Genomic DNA, 19927 nt, shown 5'->3' on the forward strand with positions numbered 1-19927 from the left:
GGAATAAAATCATGCTGACCGCAGACCGTGGAGTAGAGAGTTTGGTTGAAAAGTTCGCTTCCATTTGTTCAGATGACTACTCGCTCAAAACAGATCGTAGCTCCGAAATTATCGATTACGTCATGGGTGCAACCGAAAAGTTCCCGGAGATGATGGGTAAAACGAGTCATTATGTCTATCGAACGGTAGAAGCTCTGTCCAAGCTTGGCAAAAAAGATGATGGAGATATCTTTTTTCGTGCCGGAGCGATTGCCATGCATTTGGAATCGAATTATTTCCGTAGAAGTCCTTGGGGGGTTAACGCATTCACAGCTTGTCTGGGTGATGATTCGGAGGCTTACGGATTAAATGGGAAAAGCAAGAGTTCGGATCGGATGGGGACCTTGTTATCTCGTTTGAAGAAAATGAAGAAATATGCGGGTGAAGAAGAAATTCTCTCTGAGCTTAAGAGGCGCGTGAAGCGAGCACAATGGCTATTCGATTCCAAAAAAGCAGATAGTCAGGGTAATTTCAGAGATGTGATTGATGCCATGATGCTTGTTCATTTGTGTGTGCAACCGGATGTGGAATTTGCGAATAAACAAGAGATCGAGGATATGAGTTCCGTCCTGCCCGAGTTGTTCCAGCATGTTATGGCGAAGGATGCGACAAATCTTCATCAAGAGCTGTACCGCTTGATTGAACCTTTGGTTGCAGGCAACGTTCAAGGCAAACAAAACGGTTCGTCACAGTTGCTGGAAGAGGAATTCCTGAAACAGAAACGTAGCGAATTGATTGCCAAGCATTATCCTGAAATCACTTACTCCGCGAAACATCATGTTTCACATGCGGAATTCCATCAGACGATGGTTTTATTGAGCAGTGCAGTCTTGTATTTGACGAATATCAATGGAGGAAAGCAACGCTTTCTGGATAACGTTAGTGACGTTGGCAAGGTACTACTCGAAGTCATTCATCACCTGCATGAACTGTATCCGATGGAGGTTCGTAAGTATTTACTTAGCATGAACCCTCGTTCAAGAAGTGAAGATGATCTGCTGTCCGGGCTGATCCCTCTGAACGAACCCTATCAATTGATTGAAATGATGCAACTCGAATTGAATTCGTACCGCGTGTCTTGGATTATAATCAAAGCGGCAATTGCCAATCAACCTGAGCAAGCCAAACGAGCATATGGGATTGTCAGAGCACCATTCCTGAAGTTGTGTCTTCATAAAATGATGTTGGATCAAGCTATCAATGGAATTCAATCGGAAAGCACAATTGAAGATGCTGTATTCCAAGTGTTGCGTCAACCGCTCGAAGGTGGGAGACAAGGTCTTGCCATTGCGAGATATTTAAGTGGTGAGTACACGCTTGAAGAGTATTGGGAAGACAAGGACAGCCGTGGATTGTTTAATCATGTCAACCGGGACCGGAAGCGGATTAACAATCTCATTAGTATCAGCTTCCTGCCAATGGATTCGGAGCCAATGCACCGCTTTGCGATTTTGCTAACTCATCCGGAATGGACGCTGGACATTGTCTCGGACATGTATCATTCTTATGCTTTTAGTGGTGAACAGATTTTAAATACGTATGGTGACGACCCTCAGGTGAAACGAGAACAACTGCTGACTAGTCTGATTTCGCTGAATGGTATGACAGATTATACGTATCAATCGATGCCGCAGGATGAGTATCGCCGTATTTTACAGCAAAACCTGGAGTACGCGTTGAAGCAGTATAAAAAACTGCCAACGGATACACGTCTTTTAACGCTTGAGGTTGCATTTGAGCAGCGAGATACCCTGCCTAAGCAACAATTGGTAGCAGCTATTCAGGTAGGTTTACAGGATGCTTCTAAACGGGCGAGCAGTATTGCTTTGGCTGAGTTCAATCGGGTTCCGGATCAAGAACTGTATATGATGATTTACGGTGCGGAGAAAAAGGCTTCGATTAAAGAAATGGCGCTAACAGCGATCCGTAGTCTGGATAATAGTAAGGAATTATACACTGAACTCTTGCAAAATGAGAAAGCCACCGAATGGAAAAACCTGATTCAAATTCTGCTTGATACGGCTGACCTAAGCCCTGAATATTCACATGCAGCGTTAGCTGACCTGGCCGATGCGAAAAAGATGTCTCGGATCAGCTGGTTACCTCTAAAGGAACTGCCTGCCTTGATTCGATCCACAGATGGTTTGCCATTAGATGATCGGATCAAACAATATGTATTACTGCAATCGATTGATCATGGGTCTGGCCCGAATGAGCGGTTAAATGAATTGCGAGAATATGTAAGCGAAGCTTCACTTATTCGTTTTTCAAAGGAACTGTTACAGCTATGGATTCAGGATGGTGCACCTGCGAAAGAAAAGTGGATCATGTATGTTTCCGCACTGTTCGGTGATCTTCAGATTGTTCATATATTGACCCCACAGATTAAGGAATGGACAGAGAATAGCCGCGGGGCTATAGCAGCCGAGGCAGTGAAAGTACTCGCATTTCTAAAAGAACCTGCCGCACTGATGGCAATTGACAAGGTTAAACGCAGTGTCAAGAACCGTCAGGTAAAAGGCGCAGCCGAAGAGGCTTTGCAGCTTGCAGCAGAAAATATGGGATTGACTGCAGAGCAACTTGAAGATCGTCTAGTCACTTCCCTTGGTTTTGATGAAAAAGGCACGTTACAACTTAGTTACGGTGAACGGTCCTTCCAGGTCAAAGTTAATGCCGATCTACAGGTTGTGGTCGTAAACGAAGAAACAGGTAAAGCCGTTAAAAGTTTGCCTGCTCCGGCACAAAAGGATGATCCTGAGCTCGCGGCAGAATCCAAGGCACGTTTTACCCAGTTGAAGAAGGATCTGAAAACGATGGTTACGATCCAGACTGCACGCTTGGAAGAGTCTTTATCCAAACAGCGTTTATGGACAGCTGAGGAATGGACTTCCCTATTCGTAGACAATGTCATCATGCAGAAATTTGCCGTTGGATTAATCTGGGGCATTTATGAGCAGGGTGAGTTAATCCGTACATTCCGTTATATGGAGGACGGTACATTTAATACGGTGGACGAGGACGAAACGGATCTGCCATCAGGAGCTCAGGTGGGTCTTGTACATCCGCTTGAACTAGACCAGGATACGCTAGAAGGCTGGACTACTCAGCTTGAGGATTATGAGGTCAAGCAGCCGTTCGAACAATTGAAACGTCAAATCCATTTAATTGAGGATGAAGATCGGGCCAAGACTGAATATGATGGTCTTCCAGAAGAGGAATTTTCACCAACAGCTCTCCCGAAAGCATTGGAGAAATACGGATGGATTAAAGGTCCTGCGCAAGATGGCGGCTGGTTCAACGAGTTTTACAAAGAGTACGGAGAGATTGTTGCTGAACTTCGGTTCAGCGGTACAAGTATTACGTATTATGAAGGGATGGACGACGTGACGCTGGAATCGTTACATTTCTTCAAACCGAATGGCAAGAGACAGCACTATTATTATGCAGATAACAAATCCATTCCTTTGGGCCAAATTTCAGGCCGAGTATTCAGTGAGACTCTCTATGATATTTTGAGAGCAACGGGGCGTTGATTTGGTGGTTATGGACGATTTCAGTGAATTCAAGCAGAAATTCAGACACTTTACAAAATTGTGCACAGAGGATTATCTCATTCGTTATGCAAACAAGGGGCTATATAAAAGGGCGCTTAAAGAGCTAGATCAAGGTGTACAAGTACAGTACACCTGGAATACAGCTTCAGTGAGCTGTCAGCTAAGTGATGGTATCGGGTGTACCCTCTATGCTACGCTGGATGAATGGCAGTGCTCCTGTCCCTCGGAGAATATCTGCAAGCATGTATTGATTGCGATTCTGTATGACCAGCGTCAACAGACAACTGAAAACAGTGCTATGGGCGAGGATATTGTGGAAGTTGCGCAAGTTGCCAAGCCTTCAGCAGACATTCCTACATCTTCTCCGTCAGCCTTGGATCTAAAACCATCTTCTGCTGATTTTGCAGTTCCTGACACTATTAAAGAATACGAGCTTCAGACGCAGGATAAGTTTCATCAGGTTAACGAGTCAGAAAGGCTGGATTACGGTTTGCATTCTCATGCGCCGGAGGGACATGTCCGTTTTCGCTGGATGCTCGAAGCCGATCTTACTCCTATCCTGAAATCATATACTTCGACGATGGTTGAAGAGGTCGTTTTTCGTTTACGTTATCCCGAAGACATTCAAATCATGGAAGACACACTGCTCACTGTACTTTTAAAAAGTCAGAATATAGAGGTTTCCTTCACAGAAGAACCTCAGCTGACCAAAGCTTTATGTAAGTTAAAGCAGACCGCGGGAAAATTGGCCAAGCTTGAAGCTTTGCTGAGATACCGTATGTATCATGGGGTGGATGATACGGATGCTTTGAGTGTCCGCGCATATGAGCCCAAGTTCTCGCTTCAAACCATTCAGGAGTGCCGGGGCATGTTGGCAGGCATGCTTAGGACAGGGCTTGCCAGACTACCTCAGTCATATAATGCGCAGCTGGAGACGCTGGCCATTGCTGCACATAGTGGTAACCTTCCAGAGATTGAACGTAGTTTACGCGGCATTCAGGGAGAACTCCAGCTTTTTTTCAAGCGTCATGTACGTTTCTCCATGCAGACGATGCTGGATCGTATAAGTAAGCTGTATCTCGCGCTAGAAGTGCTTGAACAAGGCGAAATTCCTGTTAGGCAACAAAGTCAGCTGGTTGGCAGTTTCCGAAGTAAGTACTTTACCGTACCTTCACTGCATCTCTATGGGCTAGGAGCAGACTCTTGGGAGACACGGTCAGGATTTCGCGGCATTACGTATTATTTCTATTGCTTTGATGATGGGCAGATCTATACGTACAGTGATGTACGTGCGGTGTACTATGAGGATCAACAATTCTCGTTTGCCGAGCGTTATGCAGCGTTTACCCCTTGGTTGCCAAGTTTGACATTTAGTCAATTTACGGGAGAAGAAGTTCAGTTTCAGTCGGTTAAAGTGAATGAAGAACGACGAATTTCTTCAGGTGATGGAGCGAAACTGACTATTTTACCACGAACCGGAGTGACAGAGGTTGATTTTGGAGAGTACCTGATAGACATATCTGCTGCACTTCAACGGGAGCCCGATTCTATTGATTTATTCGCTGAACCAAAAGAACGGTTGGCATTAATTGAGGTTTCCCGTATTACAGAGCATAGCTTTAACAAACAAACGCAGGATCTGATCCTTATGGTCGAGAATACTGAGGGGGCTCGCTTGCCTCTCATACTTCCATACTCATCGGATTGGCAATCTATGATTAACAGACTCGAATCAGGATTTGGTTCTCAAAAACTTGAACATTTTTATGCATTTGTTCGAATAGAAACGAAACGTATTAGTCCAATCAGTTTTCTAAAGGGCCAGACGTTGCTAAGCTTGAAGCTGGATTCCAGTAGTGGAAGGATGGGACGTTTTGGAAGAAGATAGTGGATTGATACAGCAGTTATCCGATTGGTCTGAAGAACTACTTCTTCGGGGGTTATCTCAATTTTCGATTCGAGATACGCAACTGCTTGAGCAACTGGATGCCAACGCGCAGCGATTGCAGATGCACTTCCTGCATGAATTGATCAGTGGTGTTCTAGAGGCAGGGCGCAAAGTGGCACTAGGCGAAGCACAAGATGAACGGCTCTTGGATCAATTTTGTCGTCTGAGTCAATATGTTCAGCTTAGTGTACAATCACAAACTTGATCTCTCTAGTTAACTTGTTTAACGTTATGGCTGATTTAGAGAACGATGAACAGTGTTAAGTCTGTACTAAGGTATGGTATGAAGTAATTCTTGGGCTGGTTGTAGTCCTAATTCGATAGAAATAATCTAAAAAAATTGCAGGTGGCGGAGCCCCTGCGATTTTTTTGTTGTCAGACACAGAAGTGGAAGCAACTCTTTCACCAATCGGTATTACGTTAACAGGCGAGGCCTTAGGCATGATTCGTATGGAGGACTTGAAAATCGAATTGCAGCTGAAGGACGGCACAAAAATGTCTACTTTAACCGGTTTTATTCAATTGCACAATGATCTGGTCAAATGGATATCTTCTAAAACCATTCGCGTAGAAGATGTAAGCAATCTTGTAATCAATGGACAGAAGGTGAATTTAGAAGAGTAATAGGATGAAGTAGAGGTGTCACAATACATTTTCATGTCATATCCCGAGTTATGTTGCATACCATTAGGCGAATGCGGTCATAAGGGAGGAAGCGGAGATGTCGATGAGTGAACCGCTATTACTGCAAATTGTAAATCAACATATTCCGGCGGGGGCAACGGTCATTACGATAGATAAGCCAATTCAACATCCGGCAGTGTATGCGGCTGATCTTACAGGTGATGGAATGCCTGAGATTGCTACAGTGTATCAGTTGAATAGTGAATTGTATCTGCTTATATTAAAATTCGTTCAAGGGCATTGGATTAAAATGGCTTTGACAAAAGGACTAGGTTATGGCGTTACGTTGCTGACAGCAGCGCCTGTAACTTCAACGGCAAGAAATAATCTAATCGTAGGCTGGCAGATTGGAGCCATTTGGTCAAAACTCGCTGTATATGAGTGGACCGAATCCGGTCTTACGGACATTGCCCCAGACGATTTGTATTACAGCTACGCTGAGATTGTGGATATACCTGGCGTGCACGGGCGAGATGGAAAGGTAGAAATAGCGCTTTGGGTTCATGACACTGGTGAAGCTTATCGAGTGGAGATTATTCGGTGGCAGCAGAATCAGTGGGTTCCAGCAACAGATGTATACCGAGCCTATTTTCCTAAAGTCGTGAAATATTATGAGCAGTTAACGAAGCAGTATCCCGATTATGTATTCTATTGGTATTATCTTGCGGATGCTCAATTTCATGCTGGCTCCTATCCCGCGGCACTCACTTCGGTTCAGAAAGCGCTGCGTTTTCCGGAAGCGTATCCTTCAAGAGAGAACTTGCTTGAACTTGAGAATAAAATAAAGCAGGCGATGACGGCAACGGCAGGCACACATGCCAGAGTGACAACGTGGTTATATCCCGTCTCTGTTCGAACAACAAGCGGGACGCGCTGGGGTTATATGGATGCACAGGGACATATCCGTCTAGAGCCGGTGCTAGAAGACGCTCAGGCGTTTCAGCCTAACGGATTGGCAGTCGTCGTTAAGAACGGTCGTGCTGGTGTCATCAATCTTCTAGGGCACTATGTAGTTCAGCCTGTGTATGATTCCATTAATTCTTTTTCCGAAGAGCGGGCCATGGCCATTGATTCTCAAGGGTTTAAAATGATCAATGAGCAAGGTACCGTGCTCACCAAACGAGCTTATCCGTTTATCGCAGATATGCATGAAGGCCGAGCGATGTTTTATAATGAAAATCCGAATCAGACGAATGGATCATCTAGCTTGTATGGATACCTGGATGCTTCAGGAAATGAGGTAATCCGAGCGCAATTCGCTTCAGCAAATGATTTTCAGCAGGGTAAAGCCGTTGTACAGATTAAGGATCAGGAATACGCCCTTATTGATCGGAACGGAAATCGATTAGCGACTTACCCATATGCCTATGTAGGGCCGTTAGGGGATGGTTTGCTTGCTTTTCAAAAAGAATCCTCTGGAAAATATGGGTACATCGATGAACGGGGTAACATTCGTATTCAGCCTAAGTTTACTTCTGCATTTGCTTTTAACGATGGGCAGGCTATTGTTAATACGGCAGAGGATTACAAATCGAACTATGGTGTCATTAATATGCAGGGATCATTTGTGATTCAACCGGCTTATAACGATATTCGGGAGCTTGGGGAGAACAGGTACGCACTCGGGAAAGCCATTGATGCAGAACAACCTTACATCGGCTCGTTGTATGTAATCGCTGAGCTGAATGGAAGAATACTAACGGAGTTTATCTATCGTAATGTGGAAAATTACAAACACGGTCTTGCATCCGCATCAGACGGAAATCAGACGTATCTTCTGGATTTGAGCGGCAGACCGGCTCCTGGATATCCTCGTGTAATAGGTGCAGGATCGATGGAAGTTGTGGCGCCGGATCTGATTAAAGTGTTTGTGGATCAACGTTTATCCTATGTGAACCGGGCTGGACGAATAATTTGGCAACAGAATGCGATCGTACCGCTACATCCGCCTTATCAGGTGCGTGAAGAGAAGTATAAACCCAACCGGGATTATCTCGTTTATTATCCGCAGGTTGACGGATTAGCCAATCAGACAGAGCGGGATAAGCTTAATGCTAAGCTGAAAGAACTTTCCCAAGTAAAACCGGTTCCTGCTGATCAGCAACTGGACTATACCTATACAGGTGATTTTGATATAACTTTCTATCAAAAGCAATTACTCCAACTCGAATTGACGGGTTATAACTATCCAGCAGGAGCCGCACATGGGATGCCAACGATGGTGTATGCCATTATTAATCTATCCGACGGTCAGCTCTATGAATTGAAGGATCTGTTTAAGCCGGACAGTGATTATGTGAAGGAATTAAGCCAAATTGTAGGGGACCAGATCAAAAATGATACGCAGTATTCGTATGTTTTTCCAGATACGTACAACGGAATAAGTGCGGACCAGCCTTTTTTTGTGACAGCAGATGCACTACATCTGTATTTCAACCCTTATGATATTGCGCCATATGCAGCGGGATTCCCGACCTTTACGATTCCGTTTAGTCAGATCATGAGCATCATTAATACAGAAGGATCATTCTGGAGAGCATTTCATTGATGATTATAAGAGCAGGGTAAATATACTTCCAGGCCATATGTGTAATATGGCTTTTTCTTTATTTTGGAAGTGATAGAAGAGAGGGATTACGCGAAAAAGTGAAGTCTAAACATATTAAACGCATCTATATAATAGTTAATAATTTCACAAAGTGGGAAGAAAGATATTTGGAAGATAAAAGTGAATAATATGAACCAAATGGTATATATTTCTTGTATAATATAAATAACCATGCATCAAGGTATGACAAAATAGTTTGGAGGAAATGATTTTGTACAAATCAGGTTTTTGGATTAGGCTTGCAGCAAGTTTCTTGGATGGACTTATTATTGGAATACCAACAGTAATCATCGCAGGTGTGCTCACTGGTAATTATGATTCTGATGAACCAATTGCGCAGATATTAAGTTCGTTGTATGCGATTTTTTTACCTGTTTATTGGTATGGCCGAACGGTTGGTAAACGAATTTGTGGGATTCGAATTCAAATATATGACACACAAGAATCGCCTAAAATTACTACAATGTTAATGCGAGTTTTAGTTGCTGGACTTGTGTACGTATTGACGCTAGGTATTGGAATTATTGTGAGCGCGTTTATGGTTGGTATGCGAGAGGATCGTCGTGCAATACATGATTTTATAGCAGGAACAGAAGTTGTGTGGGATTAAGTTAAAAATGAGCAGAACCGCAATGGGATATAAATTCAATAGCGGTTCTTTTTTTTCTTAAGTACTGTTTCACAAAACTCGTATTTTGTACATATGTATAACTGGCTTTTTTCTACTCCCTTATTTCTTCCCATGAAGGCGCGTGCTAATTTCCTTGCTTCTCTTACCTGCTATCTTCAGTCAGGCGTAAAAAAATTCTCGCTGAATTTTTTCGATAATCCAAAAAGAATTCTTGCATCCCCCCCTAGAATTTCATCAGCTAAACCCAGGGGCTTTTCCAATGTCTATTCTGAGGGGTGCACTTCAAAGAATCTCAACGGTTTTTCTCATGATTAATTCTCGGAACTAATGCTAACCTGTTTATTGATTTACTGGATTAAATTAAATATATTACCCAAACTAAGCCTCGCTTTTGTGATATTTTCTTTTGTCTTCTTCCGTAAATTCTCTAAGCACTCTACAAGGGTTACCTACTGCAATCACACCGGAAGGAATGTCCTTATTAACAATGCTACCCGCACCAATAACGACATCATCTCCAATAGTTACTCCCGGTAATACCGTAACCCCAGCACCGAACCATACGTTATTTCCAACTGTAATTGGATAAGCGAATTCAAGCCCCGCATTTCTTTGTTCAGAATCAAGTGGGTGTCCCGCTGTTGAAAAGCAACAGTTTGGTGCAATAAATACATTTTTCCCGAAGGTTACTTTAGCTCCATCAAGGATAGTGCAATTATAGTTAGAGAAAAAACCTTCCCCTATCTCAATGTTATAACCGAAATCACAATAAAAAGGAGCAGTAACGACAAAATTCTCTGGTGTCTTTTCTAAAATTTCAGCCAAAACTTCTCGTTTCTTTTTCGTGTCTGATGGTTTTAATTGATTAAAGTCATGACATAAATCTTGGCATTTCTCTTTTTCTTTGAGTAGTTCCTGATTGTAATTAGCATCGTACAACCACCCTTTTTGTGCTTTCTCTTTTTCAGTGATGCTCATATTCTTCACTAACCTCCAACGCCCGATGAAACATGCCCCGGACATAGTATTTTTCCATATCCTCTACATACACAAATGTTGGCAAATATTCTTCAGGAATACTATTAGAGCACGTTGTCTTTAATAGCTCAACTTCTCGTAAATTCAATAAATCACCACACAAAATCATTTTGTGTGGATTTAACGCTACAATAATAGATACAATTGATTTAGCCGTAAATTCCAAGTGAGAATCAGAAGAGAATTTGGTTTTTAATTCTTCTCTTGAAATCCCAAAGGGAAGGAAGCCGACAAGTCCAGCAATTTGATTAGCTCCGCGAATAATATGCCCTTTAACAATTGTGCTTGTCCCAGGCAAAAGATGTTCTGAGAATAAACCAAGGGTAACAATCTCGTTTTCAACACATTCTGCTTTAAAATAGCCGTATGCCTTCAGATGCATATCGTTATCTATTGCTACTGGAAGTGAAAGTTCCTTAACAAAACTGCTGCCTTCAAGTTCCGGGATATCGCAGTATTTAATGATGTTATGTTCCGCAATGCTCGGTGTACCGATACTAATTGAACAAATACGCGGATATTTAATTCTAATATCGGCAATGACTTTTAAAAGCATGGATTCGTCTAAAAAATTATGAGTTTCAACGCAACGCTCCAACACATGCTCATATATTGTCATAACATTCCATGTAAGCACCCGTTTTTTCTTAACAATAGAAAATTCAAGGCATAAATAAAGTTCATACTGTTCGTTTAGTGAGTAAATAGATGTTGAACGGCCAACTTTACTTGTCAAGGTTTTTTCAGAAATAACTTCCCCTTCAGACTCCATTTCATTTAGAAGTGTATTGCAGGTAGCGAAACTCAAGCCAGTCATATTTGACATTTGCTGTTTCGAGGCTGTTATATTCTTACGAAGTTCTTGGCGAATCTTTTTCTTGTTATGCTTTCGAACTTCTGAATTATCGCGCATAATCAACGCCCCCTTCCTATAATTATAGATGTTATAATAATACTTGTAATAATTACGTTAAATCAAGTATCATATGACCAAGGACGCTCAAAATAACTGTAGGAAGAAGGAAACGTTCTATGACACAGCACATTTCATGGCAAAAGGGCAGTTGGACCACTGAACCTAAATCTTCGAGTGAAACAGAAAGCCATTTAGTTGTCGAAGCAGTGAAAGGTAGTGACTATTGGCAAAAAACAATGTATGGATTCCAGCATGACAATGGACATGCACTTTTGATACCCTGGGATACTGGACAAGCGATGGAAGTGACTTTCATGTTTCAAGGCTTCTCAGAACTCTACGATCATGCAGGTATTATGCTATGGCATTCTCCAAATCAGTGGATCAAAGCCGGAATTGAAATTACCGATGGGGTTCCGCACATCGGAGCAGTTGTTACCGATGAGTTTTCTGATTGGTCTTTATTCCCTTTGCCAGCTAATTGGAGTGAAAAAAAAGTGACTATTCGTGCTTCAGTGTACAAAGATGCCGTTATCATCAGGGCTCGTGCCCAAGATAGCCATTGGCATACTATTCGTGTTGCACGTTTTCCTTATTCGGAAGGTAATCATGCAGGGCCTTTCCTGTGCGCCCCTACTAGTGATGCATTTAAGGTTACCTTTACAAATTGGGTTACCAATGATCCTGATGAAGATATTCATACCGATCCTCCAATAACAGAAAATTATAATAGAAATTAATTATCATAAAGTAAAAGAAATCACAACTAAATAAGCAGCCCCTGGTACATTACCAGAGGCTGCTTATTTAGTTGTAATCACTTTTTTCCAAAGACCCGATTGAATCACAGTTGCAAATTAGATTTTTTCTGAAGAAAATCCGTCAAAAAAGGGGCTTAATTAAGCCCCTTTTTTGACGGATAATTTATGAGGTCGATTCAAAACATGATTTTGCCCAAACATCTGAATCTCTCATTACCATTATATTAGTTGTCGGATAATTAAATTGTCTGTTTGGATATCGTCCCGAAATATTCTACAACTACCTCACGGAATTCTAGAGCAGCCCGCGAAATGTACCGATTCCTGTGCCATAACAAAGCGATCTCCCTTACCAACTCATGATTCTCTACTTTGAGATATTTGATATGTTCCCAAGAATGCCTTGCAGTACTTGGTATAAAGGCTATGCCAATCCCCGCTTCCACTAGAGAACTTAGCCTTGCAGGTTCATCGCCTTCGTACACATATGTAGGTATAAATCCAGCCGATTGGCATATCGAATCCACCAGGTCGCGAGTACCGTATCCTCTTTTTACACCAACAAAACATTCATCCCTTAGCTCAGTCAAAGATATGCTGCTTCGGTCAGCAAGCCAATGCTCTTTGGGAACAGCTACAAGAATCGGGTCGATGAACATGATTTGAGTTTCAATGTCTTCCCCTCGTATAGCTGGTGAGGACAAGCAAAAATCAACCTCTCCTCTATGAAGAAGCAGAACCATTTCCTGCGTGGTGAGCATTTGCACATGAAATAAGATATCGGGTCTCTTGTTCCGAAACTCTCGAAGGATCTGAGGCAATGTACTTGCGGTGGTCACCGCCAATTCGAGTATGCCATGTTCTGGGCTGGATAGATCACGAATCTCCTGCCTCCCCTGTTCCAATTCAAACAACGCTCTTTCTGCACGATAATAGAATCTCTTTCCAAACTCATTCAGTCGTAGTTTCCTTCCTATTCGATCGAATAACGGGACTCCCAAATCTTCTTCCAAACGCCCAATCGTTTTGCTTAGTGATGATTGAGTGACATGCAGACTTCGTGCTGCTTCCGTCATATGCTCCACACGAGCTACTTCGAGAAAATATTTCAGTTGAAGAAGTTCCATACTACACCCTCCACTCATTCCTTTGAGTCAATGAAATCATAACATAAAATGCATTGGAATAAATAAATGATTTCAAGTACGATGATGACACAAACATACAGATCGGGGGGATTGAAGTGAGTTTTCGCAATAAGTGGTTGATGATCTCCGTTGGACTAGGAATTCTATTGAACCCCTTAAATTCTTCAATGGTTTCAGTTGCAATTCCAAGGCTGCAAAATGAGTTCCAACTTGATTTTACCGTGGTATCTTGGATTATTTTTTCTTTCTATATTGCGAGCGCTATCGCACAACCTATCATGGGAAAAGCAAGCGATTTATTCGGTCGGAGGAGGATATTTCTTACGGGAATTGTTGTATCCCTCATTGCATCATTATTAGCTCCACTATCCCCAAACTTTGGGTGGCTCATCGTGTTCCGCATTGTGCAATCCATCGGAACAAGCATGATGGTTGCGGTTGGAATGGCCATTGTGCGAATTCATATTAAGGAGAAACAAGCGACTGCACTGTCATATTTGAGCATATTCCTATCCGGAGCGGCAGCGATCGGTCCCTTTATTGGCGGAGTCATCATTCACTGGTGGGGCTGGCCTGCTATCTTTTTGGTTAATATTCCGTTCGTAGTGACAAGTTTTTTATTAGCTTGGAGGCATATTCCTAAGGATATTCCGTCTACGACATCCGTTGCTCGCAACATGTCCTTTCGTAAATGGTCTGATCTGATTGATGCGCCAGGAGTTCTCCTATTCACCGTGGGTCTGGTTGCTCTGCTCGTTGGATTATTGTCCACAAAAACGTCTGGTCAAATTACATTAAGCAACGTTATTGTGGGGCTGATTGGCTTCGTTGCACTGGGAGCTTTCGTGCGACATGAGTTAAAAGCGAAGGCACCCTTTATTCCTTTACGCACATTCGTTAAATATCCTGCAATGACTTGGGTCAATGTCGAATTTTTAATCGTTAACTTGCTTTTTTATTCTCTCTTTTTCGGGCTTCCGTCCTACTTGCAAATTGTTCGTCATGTCAGCGAGTTCCATACAGGGATGCTCATGCTAAGCTTAGGCTTGTGCTCACTCGTTACTTCACCAATGGCAGGACGATGGATCGATAAATCAGGTCCCGGGCCAGCATTGCTGATGTCCGGAATACTTATGACATTTGGGTCCGTGTGGATTGTAACACTTGATCAGACTTCACCAGTTATCAGTGTGTGTCTGGCTTTAGCTGCATTCGGTGTTAGCAACGGGTTGAACAGTGTCGCTATGCAAGCGGCCTTATTCAAAAGTTCACCAAAAGAAATGATAGGTGTAGCATCTGGAATATTTAATACCTCAAGATACCTGGGAACCATTCTCTCTTCTATACTGATTAGCACTGTAATGGGAGATAACTTCAGCTTCGAAGGATTTCGAGTGGTTGGGATGATCCTTACATTAATTGCTTTGTCTTTGGTATTTATAAATTGGCGGCGCAAGGAGCCAGGGCAGTCTCATGGGTTCTAGTTATCTAATAGATGTAAATTAATCCTCACCGAACTGTGGGACTATTCTTCTTTATCAAAGCTCCTCCGTACGTGATCTTTGTTTTGTGATCAATCTTAAGACGTACATCTAATCGTTAATCGGACTATGTTCTTGTCCATTCCGGCAATCGGTACAAGTTCTTGTCATTGGACATTTATCAACGTGTGACTGAACCTCGCCCTCTTCTTTCCATAGTTCTTTGAGCTCTTTTATGTATATAAAGTATTTAATATTAGCGATAGCCTAAGTATTCCGTGAACAACATTTTTATAAATTACGTTATCTTATTCCTCTTTAAGCAAAGTTAATCCCACTCTTCGACTTATTTATTAAGCTATCTTGCCCTTATGATACGGTTCGGCTTATTATCTTTAGAGCGAAATCGAAGGCACACTGTACCCAATTAGGGTGCCTTCGATGTTCTTCCTGTCCCTCTTTGGGAAGTTGGATAAACGAACTCTAATCTATCAATCAGCCTTGTTGGGACACTCGTTCATTGTAAAGAACGTGCAAGTGCTGCAACAGAGCCGCGGAAATCTGGTCAGCCTTCAGCCGTCCACAAAAGCGCTGTTACGAATGTATGCGATTTGGAACGTACAGCGATCTCCTATAATGTTCTTGTATGTTCTTGCGTGAAACACAAATAGCGTCTCTTCTTCGTCCTCTGACACCGGGAAGGAATTATAACCGGGAGCATATATCATATATTGATATACTTTCATCTGTCGAGAGAACCGCTGTTTGCGACTTGCGCCATGAGGTGGAATCAAAGGCGAAGCTTTCCCATTCGGTACGAAGCTGCCCTCTTTCCATCCAACTACCTTCGAGCGGATTGTCATTTTCATTCTCTAGCACGTAAATCCGATGGTCGAACAAGCCTTCGTTCGTTTCTGTCGTGTGATGCTCGTTGTTGGTTTTCCTCTTATCACCTGTTTCATCATAATATATATTACCCTTTAACAGCGCCAGCAGTCATACCGTCTATGAAATATTTCTGAAAAGCAATGAATAGTATGAAAATAGGGATGATGGAGAAGAAGGAGCCCACGATCAATAGGTCATAGTTATTGCCATAAGGAGTTAACAACGTTTTCAAACCGATTGGAAGTGTATATTTACTCTGATCTCCGAGCACCATGAATGGCCACAATAGATTATTCCAGCTATTCATCCCATTCAAAATGGCCATTGCTGCAAAGGATGGCTTCATAATCGGCATAATTAGTCTGAAATAAATCGCATACTCGTTTGCGCCATCAACCCGCCCAGATTGAATAATCTCTTTGGGTATGCTTCGTAGATATTGCCTGAAAAAAAATATGGTCGCGGCATTGGCTATACCAGGCAGAATGATTGCCGAATAGCTATTCACCATTCCCAAATCATTAATTAGGCTGTACAAAGGAACCAGCAGTATTTCGAAAGGAACCATCATAATGAGCAAAACACATATAAAGAGGAAGTTCTTACCTTTAAAATGATATGCTGCAAAACCATATCCAACAAATGCGCTTACAAAAAGTGTTAAAACCACTTGAACAATTGTTAGAATCATACTATTCCAAAACCACACAAAATAATCATGTTCTCCAGTAAACAGAAAGATAAAATTATCAAAACTCATGATTTCAAAATCCAAACTTAGGTTAAGACCATATCTAACTAATGATTCACCTGGTTTAAAGGAAGATAGGGCCACTGCGTAGAATGGGATCATAATTATAACGAATAGTATAATAAAGAAACAAATCATTACTATTCTAGAGATGAAATCACTCCTTGTCTGACTTCTGCCCACTTTAATCCTCCTCCTTTTTGAACATTCCACTAAATTTTAACTGTGTTAAATTGATAACCATAGCAATGACTAACAGAATGATACCAACCGCAGCTGCGTAACCCAGCTTATTCTGCTCAATCCCTTGTCTATACAGATATCCAACAATGGTTAAGCCAATATTTTGGGGTGATTTGTTACCGTTGAACATCATCAGACTCTCGGTAAACATGGCTAAACCTGCATAAACACTAATTGTGGTAACATATACCGTGGTCGGCTTCAATAATGGCATTGTGATCATTCTAAACTTCTGCCAAGCAGATGCTCCGTCAATTGAAGCAGCCTCATAATATTCATTGTCAATGCTTTTCAAACCGGATAGATAGTAAAGTATATTCACGCCCGTCCATCTCCAACATGCGAGGATTAACAGTGCTGCCATACTCCATGCTCCGTCTTTCAAAAATTTAATAGGCTCTACACCAAATAGACCCAGGAAACTGTTCATTAATGAACCTTCCATTTCACCGAATGTAAGACGGAAAATGGTCCCCGCAACTGCGACAGATGTCAAGGCAGGGAGAAAGAACGAAGATTTAAAAAACTCTCTTCCCACCATTAACTTACTGTTGATCATAACGGCGAATAACATGGGAAAGGGAATTAACAGCACTAAGGTTCCTAACATGTACACAACGCTATTTTTAATAGATATCAAAAATACTTTATCTGTAAGCAATTTCGAATAATTTGCTTCACCAATCCACTTAGGATCCTGCCCCAACATCCGATCTTGAAAACTCATTACGAATGAATTTACAAGCGGATATAACCAGAAGATCAAAAATATGAGTATAAATGGCAATACAAAAACATAAGGTGCAACTTTTTGAGAGTATACAAATTTCTTTATCATATTCTCAATCTCCCTTAACTATGGTTAAACCTGCCGACCACTATACCTGCCAACAGGTTTAATCGAATCATTTACTTATTATATTTATTTCAATTCTTGTTCAATTGCTGCTTGTGCTTCATCCAACGCTTCCTTCACGTCTTGGCCATCTTCAAAGATCGCATTCAAAGTAACCGTATTGAATATATTGCCGATGGTTGGTGAAGCTTTAACGGACTTTATCGCTCTAATTTCGTCCTTGATTTCATTCAAAGTATCAAATGCATTTGTCTTAAAATATTGGACGTATTCATTTTCAGGGTTTTTCGTAACTGCATCATCTTTCCATACTTCCATGTTGATTGGGTCAAATCCAAGTGTATTCCAAATTTCAGTAGTAGCTTCTTTCGAAAGCTTAGCAAAGGCTACAAATTCTTTTGCCAACTGAACGTCTTTACCATTTTTAGTAACAACTGTGCCAGTACCGCCTAAGCCAACGGAACGAGGGTTACCTTCTTCGAATACAGGTAATGGAGCTATTGCATACTTACCTTTAAGGTCTTTCATTTCGTTTACAAAGCGGGACATGTACCACTCAGGCATTAATGCACTTGCGTAGTTGCCTTTGTTATATTCGCCTTTTGCTTCTTCTGTGTCGGGTTGTCCGCCAGGGATCGTATGAATAACATTGTTCTTCTGCAGATCGACTAACATTTCAAGCGCTTTAATCATTTCAGGCGAATTCACTTTTGGATTACCATTTTCATCTGTAAAATCAGCATTTTGCTGAGCTAGTAGCAGCGATGCTTGGAACGAAGCTGACGTATCAGCAGTACCTAAGTACTTGCCAGTCTTTTCGTACACCTGGATGCCTGCTTGTTTGTAATCTTCCCATGTTTTGATGGTCTTGTAGTCAACCCCTGCTTGTTCGAGAATTTCAGTGTTGTAGAAAGCAAGCGTAGCACCTACGTGATAATCAAAGCCATAAACCTGATCGGCTTTGGAGTAAATCTCGACACGTGAAGGAACAACAGTGTCTTTGTATGGTGTAAATACATCATTCAAAGATTCCAAGGGAACGTTGTCACCTTCCAAGAATTTAGGGAATTTACCAAGCTCAATATCTGCGATATCAGGAGCACCTTTTCCGCTTGTAACTGCCAGTAAGAGCTTGTTATGCATATCGTCGTAAGGCATAACCGTTACATTCAACTTAATCTGTTTGTCTGGGTTCTGCTCGTTCCATAACCCCAGCATTTTATCCAAATGCTTGCCGTGCAAATCTACGAATGTCCAAAATGATAATTCTGTTGCATTCTCACCGGCATTAGCGCCTAATTGCTTTGTTTCCGTTTTTGAACCAGAAGGATTACCACATGCAGTAAAAACAAGTGACATAATAAGGAGTGTAACGATGGAGATTAAAGCACTGCGTTTTTTCATTTGTTCGTCATCCTCTCTCTTTTGTTATGCATTTGAAAAGTCGGCTGACTAGTTAGTTCTGTTAATTCAAACTGTAAGCGCTTAACGTGCCGTATTATAATATATAGGAACTAGGCTTTATATGACCAATTGATTATAAAATCATAAAGTTTATGGGGAGATGCTACTCTTTTGAAAAAGCAGGCCCTTTAGAAACAAATTCAAGAAAATGTTATCCAAAAGTCATCAGCAATTACCTAATCCGAAATGAAACAATGTTCTTGTCCCTCTGACAAATCATGACTGACCAAGAACTTGTTGGTACTGATAAAATAAAAAAAAGCCGCTAAAAATAGCGACTTAAATGTGATCATGTTCTTGTCCCTCGACATGATATGAGTGATCTTTTTACAGACCACCCATTCGTTCTATCTCTGGCACGATAATCCGGCTTATTCCTTTATCTCGAAGCGCTTCAGCCGTGACTTTGCCGATAGCGGCAGCCAGTACATCCTGTTCAAAGACGGATTTCACCTCTTCTTCACGTCCATGTTCTCTTGCATAATCAAACAAATATCCGACTTGAACATGACAATTTTTTTGTTCTGAAGGTCTTTACTCATGGAAAGTCTCTCCCACATTCTTCAGTAATCCAACTCGTACCTCTTCTACGTGAACCTGAACCGGATAAGTCCGAACCTGTCCCGTATCAGGATCAAGCACCTGACCATCCGTCAACGAAATCTTCCAGTCACAGATTGGGTCGAACAGGACATCCCCGGATATAATTCCTTCTGCAATCGTGCCTCCGCGCGGACCAGGGCTTTTATTCTCAAGGGCATAGATATGTCCGTCCGTTGTCTTAAATATCGCAATCTCTTCATTACCTAAGCGCACTACTCGTCCCAGTCTCTCTGTGAAATCATCTACATTGCCAATAAGATAATACGTGTATTCATCTTTATTCAATATTGGTTCCATCATGCAGCCCCTTCCTG

The 19927-nt window shown here is 41.8% G+C and carries 17 protein-coding genes; 8 read left to right on the plus strand and 9 right to left on the minus strand.

Features of this window, described 5'->3' with window-relative positions; translation table 11 throughout:
• Positions 1 to 11: 11 nt before the first annotated feature.
• The 6 genes from M3629_RS08535 to M3629_RS08560 all read left to right on the plus strand — a co-directional run bounded on the left by M3629_RS08535 (position 12) and on the right by M3629_RS08560 (position 9443).
• Positions 12 to 3572 (plus strand): DUF4132 domain-containing protein, encoded by a 3561-nt coding sequence (locus M3629_RS08535; protein WP_251504164.1) that lies wholly within the window; start codon positions 12 to 14, stop codon positions 3570 to 3572.
• A gap of 1 nt (position 3573) precedes the next feature.
• Positions 3574 to 5481: a hypothetical protein gene (locus M3629_RS08540; protein WP_251504167.1), complete on the plus strand. Its 1908-nt coding sequence runs from the start codon at positions 3574 to 3576 to the stop codon at positions 5479 to 5481.
• Entirely contained in the window at positions 5468 to 5746 is a 279-nt protein-coding gene (locus M3629_RS08545) for a hypothetical protein (RefSeq protein ID WP_251504170.1), read from the plus strand. The genes M3629_RS08540 and M3629_RS08545 overlap by 14 nt, the downstream gene beginning before the upstream one ends.
• 164 nt (positions 5747 to 5910) lie before the next feature.
• Positions 5911 to 6165 (plus strand): hypothetical protein, encoded by a 255-nt coding sequence (locus M3629_RS08550; RefSeq protein ID WP_251504173.1) that lies wholly within the window; start codon positions 5911 to 5913, stop codon positions 6163 to 6165.
• Between the two features lie 97 nt (positions 6166 to 6262).
• A complete protein-coding gene (locus M3629_RS08555) occupies positions 6263 to 8773 on the plus strand; it encodes a WG repeat-containing protein (protein WP_251504176.1) in 2511 nt (836 codons plus the stop codon).
• Between the two features lie 265 nt (positions 8774 to 9038).
• Positions 9039 to 9443, plus strand: a complete 405-nt coding sequence (locus M3629_RS08560; protein ID WP_251504179.1) for an RDD family protein — start codon at positions 9039 to 9041, stop codon at positions 9441 to 9443.
• Positions 9444 to 9842: 399 nt separating this feature from the next.
• Here the strand turns inward: M3629_RS08560 and M3629_RS08565 are convergent, their stop codons facing one another.
• Together M3629_RS08565 and M3629_RS08570 are read right to left on the minus strand one after the other, a co-directional pair.
• Positions 9843 to 10442: a sugar O-acetyltransferase gene (locus M3629_RS08565; protein ID WP_285888320.1), complete on the minus strand. Its 600-nt coding sequence runs from the start codon at positions 10440 to 10442 to the stop codon at positions 9843 to 9845.
• On the minus strand, positions 10429 to 11415 hold the full coding sequence (locus M3629_RS08570) for an ROK family transcriptional regulator (RefSeq protein WP_251504182.1): 987 nt from the start codon (positions 11413 to 11415) through the stop codon (positions 10429 to 10431). The genes M3629_RS08565 and M3629_RS08570 overlap by 14 nt, the downstream gene beginning before the upstream one ends.
• Positions 11416 to 11534: 119 nt before the next feature.
• On the opposite strand from M3629_RS08570, the gene M3629_RS08575 reads away from it, so the two are divergent.
• The gene (locus tag M3629_RS08575; RefSeq protein WP_251504185.1) at positions 11535 to 12158 is read left to right on the plus strand and encodes a DUF1349 domain-containing protein; all 624 of its coding nucleotides are present in this window, start codon (positions 11535 to 11537) and stop codon (positions 12156 to 12158) included.
• A 260-nt stretch (positions 12159 to 12418) separates the two neighbouring features.
• Here the strand turns inward: M3629_RS08575 and M3629_RS08580 are convergent, their stop codons facing one another.
• On the minus strand, positions 12419 to 13306 hold the full coding sequence (locus tag M3629_RS08580) for a LysR family transcriptional regulator (RefSeq protein WP_251504187.1): 888 nt from the start codon (positions 13304 to 13306) through the stop codon (positions 12419 to 12421).
• Between the two features lie 116 nt (positions 13307 to 13422).
• On the opposite strand from M3629_RS08580, the gene M3629_RS08585 reads away from it, so the two are divergent.
• Complete coding sequence (locus tag M3629_RS08585; protein WP_251504190.1) at positions 13423 to 14811, plus strand: MFS transporter; 1389 nt, start codon at positions 13423 to 13425, stop codon at positions 14809 to 14811.
• 569 nt (positions 14812 to 15380) lie between these two features.
• On the opposite strand, the gene M3629_RS08590 is transcribed toward M3629_RS08585, so the two are convergent.
• The 6 genes from M3629_RS08590 to M3629_RS08610 all read right to left on the minus strand — a co-directional run bounded on the left by M3629_RS08590 (position 15381) and on the right by M3629_RS08610 (position 19910).
• Entirely contained in the window at positions 15381 to 15677 is a 297-nt protein-coding gene (locus M3629_RS08590) for a hypothetical protein (RefSeq protein WP_353056728.1), read from the minus strand.
• 104 nt (positions 15678 to 15781) lie between these two features.
• The gene (locus M3629_RS08595) at positions 15782 to 16585 is read right to left on the minus strand and encodes a carbohydrate ABC transporter permease (protein WP_251504672.1); all 804 of its coding nucleotides are present in this window, start codon (positions 16583 to 16585) and stop codon (positions 15782 to 15784) included.
• Between the two features lie 46 nt (positions 16586 to 16631).
• A complete protein-coding gene (locus M3629_RS08600; protein ID WP_090916375.1) occupies positions 16632 to 17528 on the minus strand; it encodes a carbohydrate ABC transporter permease in 897 nt (298 codons plus the stop codon).
• 84 nt (positions 17529 to 17612) lie between these two features.
• On the minus strand, positions 17613 to 18950 hold the full coding sequence (locus M3629_RS08605) for an ABC transporter substrate-binding protein (RefSeq protein WP_251504193.1): 1338 nt from the start codon (positions 18948 to 18950) through the stop codon (positions 17613 to 17615).
• A 387-nt stretch (positions 18951 to 19337) separates the two neighbouring features.
• On the minus strand, positions 19338 to 19502 hold the full coding sequence (locus tag M3629_RS28390) for a uroporphyrinogen-III synthase (RefSeq protein ID WP_353056729.1): 165 nt from the start codon (positions 19500 to 19502) through the stop codon (positions 19338 to 19340).
• A gap of 42 nt (positions 19503 to 19544) precedes the next feature.
• Positions 19545 to 19910, minus strand: coding sequence for a nitrite reductase (NAD(P)H) small subunit (locus tag M3629_RS08610; protein WP_251504675.1), 366 nt, complete (start codon positions 19908 to 19910; stop codon positions 19545 to 19547).
• Positions 19911 to 19927: the final 17 nt, after the last annotated feature.

The organism is Paenibacillus polysaccharolyticus (assembly GCF_023714295.1).
In the GTDB taxonomy this organism is placed as follows: domain Bacteria; phylum Bacillota; class Bacilli; order Paenibacillales; family Paenibacillaceae; genus Paenibacillus; species Paenibacillus polysaccharolyticus_A.